This is a genomic window from Vibrio sp. TRT 2004 (assembly GCF_050113735.1).
Lineage (GTDB): Bacteria > Pseudomonadota > Gammaproteobacteria > Enterobacterales > Vibrionaceae > Vibrio.
The window spans coordinates 1-1,028 of the sequence record NZ_JBNJOH010000134.1; the positions used below are offsets into that span (position 1 = coordinate 1).

A 1,028-nucleotide genomic window follows, 5' to 3' on the forward strand; every position below is an offset into this window, starting at 1 on the left:
CCTGATTACCACCGACTCTCAGCTAGCTTGAGAAGCTTTTCTGGCATAGGTGGTGCGCATACCGATGCTCTTAAAAGTGCAAGGGTCATGTCCTCAAGGTTAAAGCGATGATTGAATCTAAAGCAGAATTCTCCAAGATATCTCGGTAAGTGTTTCTTGCGTATCGCATGATACGTCCCATGTAGCGAGTTCTTAACATTACCAATCATTGTATCAACCCATTCGAAGTGTTCTTGCACCACCTCCAAACTCTCGGCTTGGCTCTTATTTTCAACATCATGGTAGACATTTGCATCGACTAAGCCTTCAAAACAAGCAAGTTCATCTGTAACGACTAGTGTCTTTTCTTCGATGTGTTTTTTACCCCAATTTGTGATTTCTTGCTTCTTAAAGCCATCCACCATGCTCATTCGCATGTAGATTGGGTGTCTCTCGTCATTCATCTGTATCGCAGCAACGAATGGCGTTTTCTTTTTAGAGCCACGACCCCGTTTACCGCCCTTGTCTTTACCACCCCAATAGGCATCATCAAGCTGCACAATGTTCTCAAGTGGTTGTTTATCATCGTTTTCCTTCATTGCTTGCATCAACTTGTGCTTTAACCGCCAAGTAGCGTTGTAGGAAATGCCTAAATGACGAGATAACTCAAGAGCTGAAATTCCATTTTTACCCTGTGTAATTAAGTAGATAGCAAGAAACCAAACCGTTAATGGAAGCTTACTATTGGAAAGCAATGTCCCTGCTGTTAATGAGGTTTGTTGATGACATCGATTGCATTGATAAAGGGGACGTGACCTAAGCTGGCAGTAGCTCGTAGAGCCACAATTAGGGCACATGAAGCCATTCTCCCAGCGCAATGAAAATAAGCGTTTCTGACATTGCTCTTCTGTGCCATAAAGACTTAGAAATCGAGGAATAGAAATCCCACCTTGGAATTGAATCTGATTCTTTGGCATACCAAACCCTCCCATAACAATACATTAAGTATAGACGCTTTTAGTATGGCTGAAAGTCGGGGGTAATCAGGT

Annotated in this window: 1 protein-coding gene; it reads right to left on the reverse strand. The window is 42.6% G+C overall.

From position 1 onward, the window contains the following. Positions 1 to 5: 5 nt before the first annotated feature. The gene (locus ACQEXR_RS20240; RefSeq protein WP_427021044.1) at positions 6 to 956 is read right to left on the reverse strand and encodes an IS1595 family transposase; all 951 of its coding nucleotides are present in this window, start codon (positions 954 to 956) and stop codon (positions 6 to 8) included. Between the last annotated feature and the right edge of the window lie 72 nt (positions 957 to 1,028).